Raw genomic sequence first — 2,031 nt, 5'->3', positions numbered from 1 at the left:
TTCCGATACTCGGTCCTAGTGGAGGGAGTGGGGCCTACCGACAGTGTGCGTGCGACGGGTAACCCTGCTGCGACAGTGGAGGATGCGCTGCACGCGGTGCATTGGGACCAGCTCAACTGAAGTAGCGACCATCGAAGTCAGGCGTCGACGGTGATGCCGAGGCTGATCCACCCGTCGGGGACTGACTGCAGGTAGGCCTTCAGGGCGGCGTCGTAGTTCGGCCCGGATGCTTCGTGTGGCTGGATCTCGGTCGACCGGGCGACGGCGCGGACGGTGATGTTCCCGGCCGCGGTCGAGCTCAGCGTGTTCGTCTGCGCGACGTCGTACCCGGTGCGCTCCAGGCCGTCGACGGCGCGGGCCCGGGCGGTGCTCTGGTCGTCTGCGTGGCCGTCGGCGGTGATGGTGTTCGTGGAGCGGATCGTGCCGCGGACGGTGGTCATGGATCCAACCTCGCAGCGCGATCCGCTCCTGCGGTGTCGGCGGCCGCGGTCATCATCGGTGGCATGCCCGAGCACCGGTGGGCGCCGCCCATCCACCCCGATCCGCCCGAGGACCAGCCACTCGGCATCCCAGCCCCGCCGGCACCGGACAGGGTGTCCGGTTACCCGGCGGTGTGGGTGCGGGTCGAGTTCACCCGGTCTGGCCCGCAGACCTGCCCCGGGTTCGTTGAGCAGGCAGACGGCGACGTCGTCTACGTGCAGCTCGTGCACATGGGCTTCGTGCACCACGTGTGGTTACCCATGGACCGGATCAAGAAGCGGGCTCTGAAGCCGCAGGGGCGCCGCTGATGGGCGTGCGCCGGCGTGGCCGCTGGGTGCCCGAGGAAGCCGTGTCGCTGCCCGCAGACGCCCGTGGCGGCCCGGTGGGCGACGTCGTGCCGCCGGCGCCCGTGCAGGCGTGGATCCGCACCTACCGCGGTGTCGATCGCCGCGTGGAAGCGAAGGCGATCGCCGCGACCGGTGACGCTGTCCTGATCGAGTGGGGGAGTGGCCAAGCCGCGACCGCGGCATGGGTGTGGCGGGCCGCGGTGAAGCACCGCGTGGAGGTCTCAGCGACGTCATAGCCGACCCCGGTTGCCGGCACCGGGGGTCGTGCGTACCGTGATGGTCTGCGTCCGGACCATTCCCCCCAGTGACTTCGGGCGCCCGCAGCTCGAGCAGCCCCCCCCAATTCGCTCGAGCTGCAGCCGGCCCCGGCCCTGTTCCCCAACAGGCCGGGGCCGCTTCACGTTCGCGGGCCTCTGCGCGCCGGCGAGCTCCTCGAGCACGCGGGATCCAAGCGGACCGCCGGCGGCGGCCTGTTCTGTCTGAGCGGGCCGCCTTCGGCGGGCTGATCTTGTCTGAGGGGAGCCGGCAAGCCGGCCAGTGCTCTGGGCCTGCGGCCCGTTTTTTCACCGAGAAGCCTTCGGCGGCTCGGTCGCAAGCTCCCTCGTAGCAGCCTCCCGGGCCGTGTCTAGCCGCTGGCGCGGCCGGCTCCTCCGAGATTTTCGGCACGCGGTCGCAAGCTCCCTTATTTCGCGCCGAAATTCTCTCCCCCTCCGCCCTTCGGGTAGACACGCCCCTCCCGGCCGCTAGGCGGTAAACCGCCTTCTCGGCAAAAAACGAGGAGGGGACAAGGAGAACGGAAATGAAGTTGATGGGTATTCGAGCGACCGCAGATGGTGCGGTTGAGGGCGTCGTCGTGAACGCGGCGCAGTCGACCCTGCAGGGCACGCGGGAGCAGATCGGGTGCCGCCTGGTGGACGTGGTTCGCCTCGACGGCCGGATCGATGCGTGGATCGATGACGAGGGTATGTACGCGGGGGGCCGCAACGACCTCGCCACCGTCGCGGCGGTTGCTCTCGGGCGTTCCCGGGCGGCGTCGCCGCTGTACGGGACGGTCCTGTTCCTGACCTACGACGAAGCCGGGGACACCCGGTCGCTGTCGCCGGATCAGTACACGGCCGTCATGCGCGCCTTCCAGCACGCGTCCGCCGCGCTCACCGCGGCGCTTCGCCAGCAGTAACACCCAGCAGTCCCACCCATAGAAAAG

The 2,031-nt window shown here is 69.8% G+C and carries 4 protein-coding genes; 3 read left to right on the top strand and 1 reads right to left on the bottom strand.

The genetic code is table 11. The annotated features are described in order from the left end of the window. Window positions 1-137: 137 nt before the first annotated feature. On the bottom strand, window positions 138-440 hold the full coding sequence (locus tag BACI9J_RS22615; RefSeq protein ID WP_159558323.1) for a hypothetical protein: 303 nt from the start codon (window positions 438-440) through the stop codon (window positions 138-140). Window positions 441-503: 63 nt separating this feature from the next. Here BACI9J_RS22615 and BACI9J_RS22610 point away from each other — a divergent pair, with 63 nt between their 5' ends. From BACI9J_RS22610 to BACI9J_RS22600, 3 genes are all read left to right on the top strand, one after another. Beyond that, window positions 504-788 carry a hypothetical protein gene (locus BACI9J_RS22610; RefSeq protein WP_159558321.1) on the top strand — a complete coding sequence of 95 codons (285 nt, stop codon included), beginning with the start codon at window positions 504-506 and terminating at the stop codon, window positions 786-788. After that, window positions 731-1,063 (top strand): hypothetical protein, encoded by a 333-nt coding sequence (locus BACI9J_RS22605; RefSeq protein ID WP_159736639.1) that lies wholly within the window; start codon window positions 731-733, stop codon window positions 1,061-1,063. The genes BACI9J_RS22610 and BACI9J_RS22605 overlap by 58 nt, the downstream gene beginning before the upstream one ends. A gap of 563 nt (window positions 1,064-1,626) precedes the next feature. Next, window positions 1,627-2,004: a DUF3846 domain-containing protein gene (locus BACI9J_RS22600; protein WP_159558317.1), complete on the top strand. Its 378-nt coding sequence runs from the start codon at window positions 1,627-1,629 to the stop codon at window positions 2,002-2,004. Window positions 2,005-2,031 lie beyond the last annotated feature (27 nt).

The sequence above is a fragment of the Arthrobacter sp. 9V genome (assembly GCF_902506065.1).
In the GTDB taxonomy this organism is placed as follows: Bacteria; Actinomycetota; Actinomycetes; order Actinomycetales; family Micrococcaceae; genus Arthrobacter.
This window is presented reverse-complemented; position numbering and strand designations above follow the sequence as displayed.